Raw genomic sequence first — 17,875 nt, 5'->3', positions numbered from 1 at the left:
TTTCCAAAATGAAGCTTCTCTACAGCTTGAAAAGCTCTAGTTGCAAGTTTTTGAGCTTCAAAACTACCAATATGTTCTTTGAATTTGTGTTGGACTTCCTTTACAAAATTATGTATCCTGTATTCAGAAAAGCCATAATTCAAACGAATATCCGCTAATTTCTTATCACGTTCTTTTGATTTGGGTTCATTAAGCAATGTACGATACTGCCTATCAGATTTCACAGCTTTATTTCGTTTTAGAACTTCACCTAGACAAGAATTATAGACCACTCTTGCAATATTGAATTTCTTTTCCAAACGGTGTTTTTGCCAATTTGGAATGTTCAAAGAGAATTCAATAGTATAAGTGGGTGTAAGCTTCCTTGCCATAGGTTTCAACTCCTATCTAATTTCGCTTTTTCTGGTTTTCGACATAACGTTTAATTGTTTCACTCGATACGTTTCCCGCAGTAGAAACAAAATAGGAACGTGTCCAAAGGCTAGGCAAATGTTGAAGATGTGGAAATTCCTCTCTCAACTTTTTAGAAGTTACTCCTTTGATTTTTGCCATAATATCAGCAGGACTTAATGTAGGTAGTGCATGAAGGAACATGTGAGAATGGTCTTGATCACATTCAATAGCAACGATTTCTATTTGTATTTCCTCACAAATTTCTTTAACCAATTCTTTAAAACGCATTTCTACATCACTTCGAAGAAATATTCTTCTTCTATAGCGAGGACAAAAAACAAAATGATAATTTAGCAATGAAACAGTTGTATTAGTTCTTCTATATTCATTCATAAACTCATTGTATTAGCTTATTACCTCAACTGCAACAAATATCTATTAAAAGAGTGAATTATTCAAATACTTGAAGCGCCACAAACCTGCGGTTTATTAGTGGCACTCCGTATTTGACCTCGCTATCATCCCACACCTAAAGGAGTGGGCTTTCTCGTTCGGAAAATCTGTAATAATCTAGTAATAGTTGAAGAAGAATAGTCATAACCATACACCTCTTTCCAAAGTAAACGGAAGGAGGTTTTTTTATATTGGTAATTTGCAAGGTGCTGCGTGTGACATTAAGTTAATCTCTTATAAATAATGAATTACCACCTTTGTATATTGATCCCTTTGCATTAACAATATATAAAATTTTTCTCATGATGATTCAAAACCACCTATATTTTTACATAAATTAACAAATAACCTGAAAACTTTACAAATAAACGTAAATGTTTACAAGTTATTTAAGTTATCTTAATATTCGGCCGCTAGACTGAACATGGAGTAGATTAATAGAAAGGTTCTGAGGGGGGATTAAGACTGTAGATTGTTACATATTGGCTTTGCAATTCAAAAAAGGAGGGGAACACATTGATTAGAAAGAAGTTAAATCGTTTAAAAAAGATTGCAATTGTTGTGGTTACGCTTTTGGTCTTATTAAATTCAGCTACATCTATGAGACTAGTTTTAGCAGTCGATGAAACTTCTCCTACTAATAGTGGGAATATTGATACGATTTTTTCTGCTGCTAATTCGGTTGAGTGGAAGTATCTAGACAATGGGTCAGACCAAGGTACGGCATGGACGAACATTGATTTTGATGATATTACCTGGAAAACAGGAACTGCTCCATTAGGATATGGCAGGGACAATAATGATTTAAATACTGTTATTAGTTATGGAAGTGACTCGGGTAATAAACATGTAACGACTTATTATCGCAAAACTTTTCAATTAAATGACGCTGGTGCGATAAAACAGTTAGAAGCAAGTCTTGTTCGTGATGATGGTGCCGTCGTTTATTTGAACGGGCAAGAAGTGTATCGTTCCAATATGCCGGACGGATCACTTGCCTTTGACACATTGGCAGTCAATGCCGTTAACAATGAGCGCGATGCCTATGAGTTTGACATTGATCCAACATTGCTACGAGACGGTAAAAACGTTATTGCAGTTGAGGTTCATCAAATTAACCGTACGAGCTCAGACAAGTTCTTTTCTTTAGAGCTGGAAAGTTCTACTGAGGAACCCGTAAACAATCAAGGCTTACTTACCGAGTTTTATACCAACACAGGTAATGGTAGCTTTGACAAGGTGGATTGTAAATCAACTGTTATCAGACCGAATATCGAATTTAGCAACCTGGATTCACTGATGCAACAATATACTGGTAGAGCCGATGATGTTAATATCGATTTTTCCGGCCAAATCGTACCAGAACACACAGAAGACTACACGTTTTATTTAATCGGTGATAATGGCTTTAAGCTTTGGGTTAACAACCAACTTATTATTGATCATTGGGAAAATGATTGGGATAAAGAGCAAATAAGTTCTCCAATACATCTTGAAGCTGGGGAAAAATATGATTTCCGCATCGAATATTTCGAGGACTTTGGTGGATCTAACTTGAATCTTCGATGGTCAAGCCCTAGTGTAGCTAAACAAATCGTTCCTGAAACAGCATTCTTCTTACCAAGTGATTATACTGGCCCAATTAGCGGTACGATCGCTTCACAAGGTGATCAAGTGTCGCTGAAGTTTGCAAAAGAACTTAGCTCAATACCTGCAGATTTAGCAAGTCAGTTTACTGTATTGGTAGATGGCGAGGAGAATACAATTTCTGCTGTGGAAATGGATAAAGAAAACAAGGCAACGTTGGAGCTGCAAGTAGTGCAACCAATTAAGCCAGATCAAGTTGTCAATGTCGAATACAATGGAACAGCTGATTTTAAGGACAAAGCTGGAAAAAAAATAAACAGCTTTAAGTTCACACCGGAAAACACATCGGAATTTATCAATTATGCACCAATTTCGATTGCGATGTCTTTATACGGTGATGCAAAAACACAACGTTCGTTTGCTTGGTATACGAATCATGAAATGCCCGAGAATGCTCCTGAAAATGTGCTCGACACAATAGTTGAAGTTGTTCCTGCTGGATCAAGTTTTGATTTAGACCATGTGCAACGTTTTTCAGGTGAATCACAAGTATTGAACTTGAAAATTACCAATTCACAGAACGGTATGTTTGCAAGTCACAAGGCAATCGTCACTGGGCTTGAACCTGGAACAGCATATGAGTACCGGCTCGGTAGTGACGGTAACTGGAGTGAAATTGGTGAGTTTACTACAGAGGCAATCGGCGAAACCAATTTCGAATTTTTGTATATGACAGATTCACAAGGTGCGAATTCGCATGATTATGAAGTGTGGGCAGATACGCTTCGTCAAGGGTTAGAAAAATATCCAAATTCACAGTTCTTGACGATGAGTGGTGACCAAGTTGATGCAGGTGCCTTAGAGTATCAGTGGTTGGATTATTTTGCGAAACCACAAGATCTATTAATGAATCTTCCGATTATGGCTGCAGTAGGTAACCATGAAGGTCCATACAATGATAACTATTATTACCACTTCAATTATCCAAATGATTCAATTGAAGATCCATTACCACCCGGAAGTGTCTATTCTTATGACTATGGTGACGCTCATTTTATGGTTGTAAACACGATGGACATGGGTTGGGATGTTCGTCAACGTGAATCATTCAAACAGCAAATCGAATGGTTAAAGAGAGAAGTAGCAGAGACTGATAAAAAGTGGAAGGTTGTTACATTTCACAAGGCAATCTACTCAGTCGGTGGACATGCTACAGATGGCGATATCTTAGAATTACGCGAGATGCTTTATCCTGTTTTTGACGAACTTGGTATTGATGTTGTGTTACAAGGGCATGACCACTCGTTTATGCGGTCACACCAAATGTACAATGATGAGCCGATTCTTGACGTCGAAACTGATGCTGAAGGAAATGTGATCAATCCAGAGGGAACGATGTATATCGTTAACAACTCTGCTGGTACGAAATATTATAACGTGCGCGATGATGTTGACAAATATTATGCAGCGAAATTTGAACAACCGTATGAACCGATTTTTTCTGGTGTAACAATGACAGATGATAGCTTCACAATTGACTCCTATCGTTCTGGTGAAGATGAACCATTTGATACGTACACCATCATTCGAAACGACAATATGCCAAATAAAGTAGACAATTTATCAGCAGTGAAAAATGGTGAAGGAAACATCTTACTTTCATGGGACAAGCCTTCTGATACCAATGAAGAAGATAAGATTCGCGGCTTCCGAATTTATGAAAAAGAAGGTCGCTTAGGAGCCAATTGGACTGCTTATATGGAAGTTGAAGAAGGAGTAGAAAATTACAGTTACACCGTAACGGATGCAGAAACTGGGGAATTGTATGAGTTTGCGGTCAAAGCAGTTGATAATCGTGATAACTCAGAGCCAAGTTTCATTAGTACAGAAGCGATTAAACTAGCAGCACCAACTAATCCAGTTGTTGATGACGGTTATAATACATTTGGCTGGACATACGTCCCAGGATTCGAAAATGTGACAGATTATGAGTATAGTGTGGATCATGGTGAAACATGGGAAAACGTAATAGCGTCTCCACAGTTAATCGGCGACGTGAAATTACCTGCTGGTGCTGTTCAAGTCCGCCTTAAAGCAAACGATGCAAGTGGTGAAGCGGGTAAGCCTTTAGTATCAACAGAAGCATATACGAAAAATAAAGTAAAAGAAACATTTGCAGTTGAAGGAACATTAACAAGAGGCGAGCAATTGCAAGTTGATGTGACAGTAAATCAACAAGCCGACTATAACAAGGATGCTTACCTCGTCTTTGAATTGTTTGATGGAAACACACCATTGCTTATAAATGCTGTTCCAATCGATCAAGAAGCCTTGACAATGTCTCAATACTTTGACGTGAGCGGCAGTAACTACAAGGTAAAAGTATTTGTATTTAACAAGTTTACTAGTGAACTTGACCTTCCAGCTTTACTTTCCGAACCGCTGGAACTGAAGTAAGAAAAATGCACATCGATAAAATCAAGGAAACTAGGGGGACAAATTAGCAATGGGTAAAAAATTTACTTCCATCTTTTTGATCGGATTAATTTTATTGACTTTGCTGGAGCCAATCGTTGGAGCGGTGAGAACTGTAGCTGCTGCAACTGATTCTGCAGTGCAAACGACACCTACGTGGAACGTTGCTCTGCATGCGGAGGCAACCGCAACTGGTCAATGTAATCAGAACGAGGCAGCGAGCTTTGCGGTTGATGGTAAAACAGATACGAAGTGGTGCGATAATTCAGTCGCAGCCAACAAGTGGTTAGCACTTGATTTAGGAAAAGAATACAACATTAACAAGTGGAAAGTGAAAAACGCCGGTATTAATGAATCGGGCATGTACCCATTTTGGAATACGAAAGATTTCCGCTTGCAGAAAAGTGATGACGGAAAAACTTGGGTAGAAGTTGATGTTGTTTCAAACAATGTGCAGACAATCGTCGAACGGTATGTACCGACGTTCACAGCGCGTTATGTAAGATTTTACGTAGACAAAGCAGCTTATGATAACAATACCGTTCGCTTATATGAATTTGAAGTATACGGCGTAGAGAAGAATCAAGTCCCAGGAAGCCCGGACACAAATTTGGCATCTGTAGATTATGTGGATCCGTTCATTAACACGTTAGGTGATAATGGCCAAACAAATCCAGGTCCAACGACTCCATTTGGTCTCGTATCACTTGGACCAGACAGTGACGGCGGCGCTTTTAGTGGCTACTATTATCAGGACAAATATTTAAAAGGCTTTTCACACTTGCGTTTTAGTGGTGTGGGCTGTAGTGGTGCTGGTGGAAACATTTTAATGATGCCGGAAACACAGTCATTTACTAAAAACAGTAATGAATATAAGCAAAAATATAACAAAGAAACGGAACAAGCATCACCAGGCTATTATAGTGTTGAACTTGCGTCAGGTATTGATGTCGAATTAACTTCATCGGAAAACGTTGGTTTCCATCGTTACACATTTCCTGAAGCAGAGACTGACGGATCCGTATTAATCGATCTTTCTAACTCTTATGCGGGAATGGTTGATGCGAACCTTAAGGTTGAGAATAACAACGAGATAACAGGTATGATTCAATCGAAAAATGTCTGTGGAAATGGCTACTACACGATCTACTATTCGATACAGTTCGATCATGATTTTGAATCATACAGAACATGGGCTGGTAATGCGGTTGGCAATGATCGTGAGCGCTCTGGCTCGAATAGCGGTGTATGGGTAGATTTTAATACAGCAGATAACAAAGTAGTTCAAGCGAAAGTCGGGTTATCGACGATCAGTGTAGATCAGGCGAAATATGAGCGTGATCATGATATAAGTGGCTGGGATTTTGATGCCCAACATCAGGAAACTCGTGGTGTGTGGAGCGACCTTTTGAACAAGGTAGAAATCAAGGATGATAACGAAGAAAATAAAACGATTTTTTATACCCAAATGTATCATTCTTTCTTACATCCAAATAACGTAACAAGCTCAAACGGTACATTCCGGGCTGCGCGCGACGAGGATACTGTTCGTGAGACGTCAGAGATCGGAGCGGATTTTGAATATTACAACGGATGGACTACGTGGGATGATTTCCGTAAATATTCCCTTTATTCGTTGCTCGCACCACAAGCATTCGAAAACATGGTGAAATCAATGATTGATGTTTACAAAACTCGTGGTTCCTATACCCAGTGGGGAAGCGGCTATTGGCCAAGTCCAACGGTAAGAAATGAATTTAACGGTGCAGTTATTCTTGATGCCTATGCAAAAGGCTTCGATTTATCTGCTGCAGATGCACAAACAGCACTGCAAGGGATGGCAACCGATACAGATAATTATGTGATTAGTGACAATGAGATTTCTGGAAAGCTGGAAAAAGCATATAGTGCCTACTATCCGATGAAGCTTGCAGAACTAATTGGTGATGAAGAAACATATGAAAAATACAAAGCAGTTGCACAATCATACAAACACTTATGGAACGTAGAACAAGTTGATGAAAGTGGCAATCAGCGTGGTTTCTTTACACCGAACGCAAATAAAGTTAGTCAAAATGATATTACACCAGTTGATAAATTTGCATACCAAGGCAACTTGTGGACATATCGATGGTTTGTCCCGCACGATGTTGAAGGTCTTGCCGATTTAATTGGTAGCGAACGTGAGATGGCGATCGACTTACAATATTTCTTTGAAATTGATGAATACATGGCTGTCAACGAACCGGATTTACACGTGCCATATTTGTTCAATTACTTAGGAATGCCTTACTTAACACAATATTATGCGAGAGAGTATACAACAGAAGTCGTTACGCAGAAATACCATAACCACGGTTTATATGCATATCCGATGGAATCACGTGTGTATCGCGCTGACCCAGAAGGATATTTACAGTCAATGGATGATGATGCAGGTGCAATGGCATCGTGGTTTATCTATAGTGCAATGGGGTTATTCCCAGGAAACCCTGGCGATCCATATTATTTAATTGGTTCACCCATTTTTGATGAAATGACACTCAATCTAGATAATGGAAAGTCGTTTACAATTAAAGCGAATAACGTATCTAGCGATAATCGGTTTATCCAATCTGGTCAATTAAATGGGGAAAATTTTGATCAGGCATGGATCGGCTATGAAGAGATTATGGCAGGTGGAACGTTGGAATTTGAAATGGGTGCAGAACCTAATTTCAAATGGGGCGCAGCTGACAGTTCTGCACCACCGACAACCGATTATACCAAAGAAGTGAACAACCTACTCGTTCGTAAAGATTTAATTGAAACAGAATCTGAATGGAAATATTATGATAAAGGTCAGTTTGCAGGTAATGGTTGGACTTCTGTAGATTTTGACGACAGTACGTGGGCTTCTGGAAAGGCCATGCTTGGATATGACCGAAATGGCAATGTGAACACAGAGGTAAGTTATGGTCCAGATAGTGGTAACAAGTATATAACAACATACTTCCGAAAATCGTTTGAAGTAGAAGATGCAGATTCTATCGTTGGGCTTGATGCGACATTAATTCGTGACGATGGAGCAGTTGTTTACTTAAACGGTCATGAAATTATCCGTACTAATATGCCGGATGGTGAAATCAAGTACGATACGTTAGCAAATGGTACGGTTAATGATGAGCGTAATCCAAACGGATATATCATTGATCCGGCTTACCTTGTAGATGGTGAAAATGTGATTACAGCTGAAGTTCACCAAACGAATGCAACAAGCTCTGATATTGCATTCGAATTCAATCTTGAGGCGTTGAAAAATATGACGACTCCAGACGCACCTACAGCACCCGTTGTTGACGATGAAGATAATTCATTTGGTTGGACATTTGTTCCAGGCTTCGATCAAGCAACAGATTATGAATTCAGTACGGATGGTGGTGCAACGTGGAACAACGTAACAAAAAATCCGCAAACAGTTGGACCAGTTGCTTATGAAGCGGGACAAGTACAAGTGCGGGTCGAAGCAGATGAAAGCAAAGATCAATCGTTTGGTAAAGCTCTAATTTCTAATGCTGCCTACACAGAAAATGATCAATGGGATGTGTATGAACTTGATGTAGAGGTGAAGCGAACAGGAAACCTCCAAGTTGATGTTACTGGCACACTAACAGGTGACTATAGCGAAGATGCGGTTGTTGTATTCCAGCTTATGAACGGCGAGGGTCAGGCGTGGATGTCGAATGGGGTACCTGTTAAAAATGGAGATTTTGAGCTATCACAAATGTTTAATACTACAAGTAAGGATTATCAAGTTAACGTTTATGTAGTCGATAACTATAACGGAAATGTGTATGATTCGTTATGGTTAGCGGAACCAGTCGTTCCACTACCAACGCCTGTTCCAGTTCCAGGAACAGATCCGGATCAACCGGACGAAGGGGAAGACGACGGGGAAGATGAAGAAGAGCTAGATCCATTACCGATTCCAGAAGAAGATGATTCAGAAGAACCAGGTGAAGGGGAACAGCCAGATAAACCAGTTACAGATGGTTTAACACTTGAGTTTGAAAGTAGAAGTGAATGGTCTTCTGATGTTAATACGTTTAACAATGGACCACTGAAAACGGAAGCGAACAACGGTGGCGTGGTTGTAGCAAACACGTTTGACGGTGCATGGCTTGCTTATAACGGTGTTGATTTCGGTACAGAAGGCAAAAATAAAGTGACAGTCGAATATGATGCGCCTAGTTCACGAGCTCCAGAAGGAAGTGCGTTGGAGTTTCGGTTAGGTGGAGTCGATGGCCAATTAGTTGGAACCGTTCCACTTGAGCATACTGGCAGTGGTTGGGGTTCGTATACAACGATGGAAGCAGACCTCACGACTACAGTAACAGGTACACAAGACCTTTACATTGTAATGAAAGGTAATACGACGAGCGATTTTCCTTATATTGGTAACTTTGATCAGTTTACATTTGACTATGAAGAAGTGCGAACAGACTTTACATCCTTAGAATTGGAATCGTTTGACGACTGGTCAACGGAAGTAAATCCAGCTAACAATAGTCCAATGAAAACAGAAGCTGGGAAAAGCGGTGAACAAGTTGCCAATACATTTAACGGCGCATGGCTTGCCTATGAAAATATCGATTTTGGTACAGATGGCGTCAATCAGCTAGCAATTGAGTATGCAAGCAATAGTGGCAACAGCGCCCAAGATGCTGCTATCGAAGTTCGCTTGGGTGCTATCGACGGTACACTTATTGGAACAGTAGCTGTTCCACCGACTGGTAGTGGTTGGGGGACATACAGTACCGCAACAGCTGCATTCGATGAGAGCATTACCGGCATTCAAGACGTTTACTTGGTTTTAACTGGAACTACTGATGCAACGTACAAGTATATTGGTAACTTTGATCGTGCTAGTTTTAGTAAAAAAGTAGATGAGCCTAGTGAACCAGACACTGGTAATGGTCCGTTAGTTGTTGAATTCGAAAACTACAGCGAATGGACTTCGGATGTAAATGAGTATAATAATGGTCCATTAAAAACAGAAGATAACAACGGCGGCACAGTTGTAGCAAACACATTTGACGGAGCATGGTTAGCGTATGAATCAGTTGATTTTGGTAAACAAGGTAAGAACCATATCAAGGTAGAATATGATGCCCCTTCTCAAAAAGCACCAGACGATATTGAATTAGAAATGCGTTTGGATCGTTTAGATGGGGAGGTAATTGGTGCAGTTTCACTAAAAAATACCGGTAGCAGTTGGGGCACATACGAAACCCTAGAAGCAAATTTAACGAGAACGGTAACAGGTAACCATACTGTTTATCTTATTATGCATGCTAGTACAACCAGTGCACTTCGTTATATTGGCAATTTTGATCGCTTTACTTTAGAGCATCAAGCGCTTCGTAACGATTACGATAACCTAGAATTAGAAAGCTTTGATGATTGGGCTACAGAAGTGAATCCTGCAAACAATGCTCCACTGAAAACAGAAAGTGGTAAAAGTGGAAAGCAGGTCGCTAATACGTATAACGGTGCATGGCTTGCCTATGAAAATATCGATTTTGGTAGCGATGGTGTCGACCAACTGGCTGTAGAGTATACGAGCAACAGTGGTAACTGCGCACTAGATTCTGCGATCGAAGTTAGATTAGGAGGAGTGGATGGTAGATTAGTAGGAACAGTTGCTGTCCCACCTACAGGTAATGGTTGGGGCACATACACTACGATGACTGGCGAATTAGAGAAAACCGTTACCGGAATACAAGATGTATACCTTGTATTTACAGGTACGACTAGCTCCACATATAAATATATTGGCAACTTTGACAATGCTAGTTTTTCCTTACTAGCAAATGAACAGCAACTGTTAACAGCAGGGCTTGGTGACCTGCGTTTTTGGCCATCAGCTCCTACACTAGTTACAGGAGCACGATTGGAAACAAATGAAGGTATAGAAAGAGAACCATTTACCTCTACATGGCTCGCTTATAAGGATGTAGTTCTCGAAAGCAAATCATTGTACAACATGAGATAAGATGGTCAACAGGATCTGATCTTATAAGTGACATTAAAAGAAGGTGAGGGAAAATATTAATGAAATCACATTTACTCAAATGTTTAATTTTTATGTTCATCATTATCCAATTCCCTGTTGTTGCATTTGCTGATAGTGTTACTTTGAATATAAGTAAAAGCGAGGCGCAGCAAGGGGAAGAAATTCAAATCTCAGGAACAGCAAATGGGGTTGAAGAAATCGTAATAAAAATTGTATCACCAACAGATTCGGTATTTTATCTAGATGTTTTACCTGTCATCAATGGTAAATACGATACAACTGTGGGTTTACCAACTAGTGCAGGTACAGCCATTTTTGGTGATTACCTGATTGTTGTTGGTAATGATACGATGCAAGCAGAAGGCTCTGTTTCTCTTCTGAGTAATGAGCCAGACGAAGATGACGATAACGATAATGATGACGGTGGCGGCACAGGTGACGATGGAGATGACAATCAAGGTGGTAATGGGGGCAACAATGATGGTAACGATGGTGATCAAGGCTCTGGTGATAACGGTGACGATAACACTGAAAATGAAGGTGGAAGTAATGGCGACAGTGGAAACGATGGCGCTAACAATGGTAATGAAGGCTCTTCTGGGGAGGATTCATCAGGTCAGGATGATGAGGACACTGAAGAATTACCAGATACCAGTACATCAATCTATAACTATTTAATCGTAGGGTTAGTACTAGTAGTCATTGGTGGATTTTATGTTGTATATCGAAATAGTAAGCGTATAAAAGAATAGTAGCAAATACTTTTTAAAAAACCTTCATAATCAGGAGTTGGCTCCAGATTATGAAGGTTTTTCTTGTTTGTGTTATAAATGCCCTTATCAAATCACAATTGCCTATTAGGAGAAAAAAGACTAGTTCTTTGGTAAATATATAGGTGCAAAAACCTTTCATTTATCGAATAAAAACTAGCTTGATGTCCTTCATCATTTTTGCTCTTTGGCATTTATTTTACGAATAATCACTAAATTTCCTAAAAGGATAAGAAAAAGGAATGGATAGATTAATGCAGAATACCAAAGCTTCCAAGTAGTGTAATAAAAGAAGTTTGTTTGTAAGGAAATCCATTCGAAAATGACCGAAAATATAGACCAACCGATTATGTATAATGCTTTGTACTTTAATTTCTTATTCGATGGAAAAAAATTCAAGAATAAGGTACTAATTGCTGGATAAATAAGAAACTGGGCTAGTACACCTGTATATTGAATCCCTTCCGTAATATAGCCATAAAAATTATATTTTATATCTAAAAATGCATCCGCAGTTCTCCCAAAAGCGATAGCAAAAAATGAAGTCGCGTAAATCTCAATCTTTGTTAATCGTTTAGGCACTAGAATTGCTATGATGTTAAACAGAATTAGACACGCAAATATAATGATCATAAACACACCTACTTTCATTCTGAGTCACGTAAATCTGAACAATATTTATGATGTGTAATAATCTTTACCTTACTCTTCCGCAAAATAGATTAGTGTTTTAATGACTAATGTACCAACAATGTAAATAAAAAGAACGAAACTCCCCATATAAACCCCACCAAAACTTTTTTACCCAACAACAACACCTAACCTCAACCTCCAAACGATTATTGTTATGAAACACAAATCTAAGGAGGAAAATCATGAAAAGATGTACAATTACGGCTGGTGTTGTAGCTAGTTATTTAGGGGTGCACACGGACACAATTTATGACCTGGTTCGGGAAGGGACAATCCCGCATATGCGAGGTAAGAAGATTTTGTTCTTGAAGGATGCTGTGGATAGTTGGATCGATGCACAGGTGCTCTAGCAAATTCCATGGAAGGAGGGGCGGCAGAATGAATTTTATTTAAGAAATCAATGCCTTCAGAAATTGGATGATGATGAATGAAGTTCCGCTATCTATTTACCTTTATGGCACGTGCTCATGGATATTAACAATTCAGCGAAGTGTAAAAAGCAATTTAATGCACCGAATTCGATGATTACAAGTATATCCAAGATGTCGAAACAAAGGATTTCAGAAGTGTTTCAGTAGAAACTCTTTCTGCATAGAAAGCCATGCGAGAAACTAAGTGCCGATCTAACCCAACACCTCACTCAAATCTGCAAGAAACACACGCCGTGCGCCATCGACATACCCATTAAAAACAACATGTTTAAAGTCGGGTGTCCAAGCTGGGTGTGGATCTACTCGCAAGGCACCTGCAACCTTCGTCCCAGGGTGTGCAACGTTGATTCGTACAATATGTTTTTCCCTTTGAGATGGGATGTCTATCAATCGAATGGGTACTGTACCGTCTCCGAATGCGGTAGGTTCCTGTTCGTAGGTATCTGTTAAAATATTGCGCCCATTCGGGTGAACGGTGGGATGACCAGAGCCGGGTATGTTATCACTGATACAGCGCATGTCCGAACCATCGTAGCGAACCTGTACAAACTTAAGGTTCTGATCATCATCTATTGCTAGATTCATGGACAAGTGTTCACCATCTGGGAACCAATTAATATGATGACCACCCTTTTTCCATTGCTCAGGCCCGACTGCAACATAGATGTCACTACCATCCGGCTTCATCGTTAACACCCAAAAATCTAGTTGTTGTCTTCCGTGTACATTCCACGGTTGGTTTTCTAATGTATGATACCAACGGAGTGTAAAGATAAGTCGATCACCTTGTGGATTATACTTACAGTGGAAAACGTAACATTCTCCATGCTCATATTTTTTTCTATCAATTTTTGGTTGTGCTTTCTCAAAGATTTCATCAATAGAGATGAATAGTTTGCACTTACCAGTTTCGGTATCCGTGATATAAAGCCCATCATCTTTTCTAAATCCGTAATTTCGAGGAACTAAATTATCGGGCACTACGACACCGTATCCATCTTGGGTTCGACGCATAGTAATAAGATTCGAGCTAATAATCGATTTTCCATCTGGTGATATGCGGTATACAGTGCCTGCCATTCGTTTCTTTTCTCCTGTAAACGGATTGATGCGGATTCCGTGTGGATTCCATGTGCTGCAGTCTACATCGTTATAATAAAGTGCTGTATCATCCGCACCCCAATTAATATTGGCACCGAGTTGCTGCTCCCACCCACACGTCTCTGCGATCACCTGCTCCTCTGCCGTATGGATATCGATAAGGACAATCTCGGCCATCTCACCAGATCTGTTTAATCGTTGTAGTTCAGGCATTCGCAGGACAGCTAGGTACCTTCCCGATGGACTTACTGGGGAGGTATCAAAGAAACGATGCATGCCTGATTCATGTGGAGTCATAAACCAAATGGGAACTATTGGGTCATACTTGGTATACTTAGGGAAATTATCACTTATTATCATTTGAGATCCACTCCTTGAAAAGTTGTTCTATAAGTATAACAGGGGATGGAGCAAATGAATTTGCTTGAAAGTTATAAGCTTTTGTCTGAAAATAAGATTATCATATAGTAAAGGAAACGAAAGGGGGAGGATTGGTGGAGGTATATGGGGTAAACGTTTTGTGGACGGCCCGCTATGATTACGAGAACGGAAACAAGCTTCCAAAGCACGCGCATTCCTTCTTTCAAATTATTTGGGTTGCAGAAGGCAAGGGGACCTTTCATTATGAAGATGATGATTATGATATCTCCAGGAATACCATGTTTTTCATTAAGCCAAATAAAAAACATGGAATTACTCCAATGGACGGTCAATCTATTAAGACACTTGACCTGAAGTTTGACGTAACCGCAAAGGAATTGGGCGAAGTAACCGATAGAATTCCTCCAATCCTGAAAGATACGGACGGAATCGTTTCTGCACTCTTAGATAATGTGCGAAAAGAAGGATTGAAGAAACAAGCATTCTATAAACAATTAGCAAGTCTATATTTGGTGCAGATGGTCTATCAGTTATCTAGAACCAGCCTTAAGAGAGAAAATCATCACATCAGTTTGGAACCAGGTATATTTGCATTGAAAAGTGACCGTTCTTATAAGGCTGCCGAGCAAGTAGAACAGTGGATTAAAGAACATTTTAATCAAGATTGGTTGATTGCAGATATTGCACGCGATCTAGGGTATAGTGTCGGTCATTTGAGCCAGCTATTTAAAAATTACAAAGGAACTACAATTTGCGTATTTTTAAAAAAGTACCGGATTGGTCAGTCAAAAGAGTTGATGACCTATTCAGAATTAACGCTAAAGCAAATCGCTGAGCAGACAGGATTCAAGACAGTGCATCATTTTTCCAAAGTATTTAAAGAAATAGAAGGTATTCCACCAGGTCAATGGTTAGAGAGAGAACGTCGAGGGATATGTAAGGACGTTGTATTTGATTGAAAATCATTAGAAGCCTTATGATTTCAGCGGTATACTTTGCATGCACAACCCCAATACCACCGAGCAATCTATGATATAATTGCTAGATAAATGTAATTCAACGCTTAGACTGTGAGTGATCTGTATTGGCATATCGAATAATATTCCACGTCGACATGAATAGCTTTTACGCGTCTGTAGAAGCGGCGTATGATCCTAAGCTGAAAGGCAAGACGCTTGCGATTGCTGGTAATCCCGAAGAGCGCAGGGGGATTATTGTCACGAGCAGCTATGAGGCCAGGGCTAAAGGTGTGAAAACAACGATGCCATTGTGGCAGGCGAGACGGTTGTGTCCGGAATTGATTGTCATGCGTCCGAATTTTGACAGATATCGAACCGCTTCCAAAACGATGTTCAAGATTTTGAGCGAGGTTACCGAGTTCGTGCAACCAGTATCTATCGATGAAGGTTATATGGACATAACAGCTAGTGAAGGCCAAGGTTCTCCACTTGAAATTGCAGCGAATTTACAAAAAAGAATCGCCAATGAACTTGATCTACCGTGCAGTATCGGAATTGCTCCGAATAAATTTCTAGCCAAAATGGCATCTGACATGAAAAAGCCGATGGGTATTACTGTGTTGCGGAAGCGTGATTTACCTGAAAAGCTTTGGCCATTAGAAGTTGGCAAGATGTACGGCATTGGGGAAAAAACAGCGAATAAATTAAATGAAGTTAATATTTTTACGATAAAAGATTTGGTAGAAGCAGATGTTTATCAGTTAAAACAATTACTCGGCATTAACGGCGAGCGGTTGCAAAATCGCGCAAACGGGATTGACCCAAGTCCGGTCGATCCGAATGCGATTTATGATTTTAAAAGTATCGGCAGCTCGGAAACATTGCCGGAAGATACCACGGATGAGACTGCGATTAAGAAGTTGTTTCGCCAATTAGCGAGAAGCGTTGCAAAGCGGTTGCATCGCAAACAAGCTGCAGGACAAACGGTACAAGTAACAATCCGTTTTCATGACCGAAAAACAATTACGAGAAGAATCAAGCTTCGGGAATTTATCGACAAAGAGGATGACATTTTCACTGTCAGTGTCGAGCTATTTGACCAGCACTGGAACGGTGATCCGGTGCGTCTATTAGGCATAACCGTCCAGGATGTTGCAGAAAAGAAAGATATTGCTCAGCAACTGGATTTGTTTACGTATGAGAAGGAAGCAGGCAAAGAGAAATTGTATGATGCAATCAATCGCTTAACTGAAAAGTATGGAAAGAATCCGTTTATTAAGAGTAAACCAGAAGATGACAACCAACCACGTACCAGTTTTCAGAAAGACTTTTTGGATGATTATCAGAAGTGAAGATGAGGCATCACTTGCGTTAACCGGCAAATTAGTATAAATTCTATCTTTTAGTGTTAACGCTAGTAATTCCTCTGTAATACACCATTACCTAAAAGGGGTAATCTTATTAACAAACAACGGCTATTAAACCCATAACCTGTCAACATCCACCAATTCCTGTTCACTGAATTCCATTCTATAGATATCGGGTTTGGATGTGCTAAGTAAAAAATTCAAATTATAAGTACTGTTGAAATAACCCATCATCAATGTCATCACAGCCCCGTGAGATCCTATTACTATACTTTTACCTTTAAACTTTTCTAATAGTTGTATAAAAACGACTATCGTCCGTCTCTGACAATCAGCATTTGACTCTCCTCCTGCCAAAGCAAAATTAGGATCCAAAAATGACTTTTCTAACAGTGGAATCAATTCCTTGTCAGAAATTCGATAATCTGCAGAAGAAAATACCTTCTCTTTTAAATCTTCATAGACGAAAACTTCTTTCCCTATTTGTTTAGCTAACTTTTCGACAGTTAAAATAGAACGTAAATATGGGCTTGAAACAACTGCATCAATTTTCTCACCTTTCAATATGTCAGTTACTTCTTGCGCATCTAATTGTCCTTTTTGAGTCAATCCTCTTGTTCTTTCATTTCCAATCTTTGGCGAGTCACCGTGTCTCACCATATAAACATACGTACTCATAGTTATATTTCCTCCGTTAAAGTTAGCTGCTTTTTATGACGCTATTACTCTATTTCGTTGAAAAGAATTTCATTTTTAATTATAACTTATATGCTTTTTTAAATGTGATAATGAAACATAATCGTCCAATTAAGAGACTATGAATATATTATTTATGGTCCGCGCCATGCATGATAAAGAGTACTAATAGTCTATACAAACTCTATTTCTTAAGTGCCAATTCAACTATAATGTGGTAAAATTTAACTGTCTGAAAATTTCGGAATTCAATTAGAGGACAATATGTAATGTGGGAGGAAGATATTATGACAATTAAAAATTTTATCAACGTTAAAAACATTAAGGGGAATACGTCAAATTAAATAAAACGATTCCCCTAAATATGAAAGGGGAAAATCATTTGAAACAAGTTTTGTTAATTATCGATGCTCAACAAGAATTAATCGAAGGCAATCATGAGGAAAGTGCTGTTTTTAAAAAAGAACAACTTATCTCGAACATTAATTTAGTAATAGAAAAAGCGGAAAAATTT

10 protein-coding genes and 2 pseudogenes are annotated in these 17,875 nt (G+C 39.3%); 7 read left to right on the top strand and 5 right to left on the bottom strand.

Annotation, left to right across the window (positions count from 1 at the left end):
- Window positions 1–371 (bottom strand): annotated as a pseudogene (locus ACI6MV_RS23535) (RNA-guided endonuclease TnpB family protein); the annotation flags it as partial.
- 16 nt (window positions 372–387) lie between these two features.
- Window positions 388–786 (bottom strand): IS200/IS605 family transposase, encoded by a 399-nt coding sequence (gene tnpA / locus ACI6MV_RS23530; protein WP_407272775.1) that lies wholly within the window; start codon window positions 784–786, stop codon window positions 388–390.
- Between the two features lie 576 nt (window positions 787–1,362).
- On the opposite strand from tnpA, the gene ACI6MV_RS23525 reads away from it, so the two are divergent.
- From ACI6MV_RS23525 to ACI6MV_RS23515, 3 genes are all read left to right on the top strand, one after another.
- Entirely contained in the window at window positions 1,363–4,890 is a 3,528-nt protein-coding gene (locus ACI6MV_RS23525) for a PA14 domain-containing protein (RefSeq protein WP_407272774.1), read from the top strand.
- 49 nt (window positions 4,891–4,939) lie between these two features.
- Entirely contained in the window at window positions 4,940–10,942 is a 6,003-nt protein-coding gene (locus tag ACI6MV_RS23520; protein WP_407272773.1) for a GH92 family glycosyl hydrolase, read from the top strand.
- Between the two features lie 92 nt (window positions 10,943–11,034).
- Window positions 11,035–11,715, top strand: a complete 681-nt coding sequence (locus ACI6MV_RS23515; protein WP_407272772.1) for an LPXTG cell wall anchor domain-containing protein — start codon at window positions 11,035–11,037, stop codon at window positions 11,713–11,715.
- A gap of 192 nt (window positions 11,716–11,907) precedes the next feature.
- On the opposite strand, the gene ACI6MV_RS23510 is transcribed toward ACI6MV_RS23515, so the two are convergent.
- Window positions 11,908–12,366: a CBO0543 family protein gene (locus tag ACI6MV_RS23510; RefSeq protein ID WP_407272771.1), complete on the bottom strand. Its 459-nt coding sequence runs from the start codon at window positions 12,364–12,366 to the stop codon at window positions 11,908–11,910.
- Between the two features lie 242 nt (window positions 12,367–12,608).
- On the opposite strand from ACI6MV_RS23510, the gene ACI6MV_RS23505 reads away from it, so the two are divergent.
- Entirely contained in the window at window positions 12,609–12,776 is a 168-nt protein-coding gene (locus ACI6MV_RS23505) for a helix-turn-helix domain-containing protein (protein ID WP_407272770.1), read from the top strand.
- A gap of 273 nt (window positions 12,777–13,049) precedes the next feature.
- Here ACI6MV_RS23505 and ACI6MV_RS23500 read toward each other — a convergent pair whose 3' ends face one another.
- Window positions 13,050–14,318: a TolB family protein gene (locus ACI6MV_RS23500; protein WP_407272769.1), complete on the bottom strand. Its 1,269-nt coding sequence runs from the start codon at window positions 14,316–14,318 to the stop codon at window positions 13,050–13,052.
- 134 nt (window positions 14,319–14,452) lie between these two features.
- Between ACI6MV_RS23500 and ACI6MV_RS23495 the strand changes: the two genes are divergently transcribed.
- Window positions 14,453–15,298, top strand: coding sequence for an AraC family transcriptional regulator (locus ACI6MV_RS23495; protein ID WP_407272768.1), 846 nt, complete (start codon window positions 14,453–14,455; stop codon window positions 15,296–15,298).
- Between the two features lie 125 nt (window positions 15,299–15,423).
- Window positions 15,424–16,650, top strand: a complete 1,227-nt coding sequence (locus ACI6MV_RS23490) for a DNA polymerase IV (protein ID WP_407272767.1) — start codon at window positions 15,424–15,426, stop codon at window positions 16,648–16,650.
- A 126-nt stretch (window positions 16,651–16,776) separates the two neighbouring features.
- On the opposite strand, the gene ACI6MV_RS23485 is transcribed toward ACI6MV_RS23490, so the two are convergent.
- Window positions 16,777–17,343 (bottom strand): histidine phosphatase family protein, encoded by a 567-nt coding sequence (locus ACI6MV_RS23485; protein WP_407272766.1) that lies wholly within the window; start codon window positions 17,341–17,343, stop codon window positions 16,777–16,779.
- Window positions 17,344–17,743: 400 nt separating this feature from the next.
- Here ACI6MV_RS23485 and ACI6MV_RS23480 point away from each other — a divergent pair.
- Window positions 17,744–17,875 (top strand): annotated as a pseudogene (locus ACI6MV_RS23480) (cysteine hydrolase); the annotation flags it as partial.

This window comes from Radiobacillus sp. PE A8.2, assembly GCF_045635475.1.
Taxonomy (GTDB): Bacteria; Bacillota; Bacilli; order Bacillales; family Amphibacillaceae; genus JBJGXI01.
This window is presented reverse-complemented; position numbering and strand designations above follow the sequence as displayed.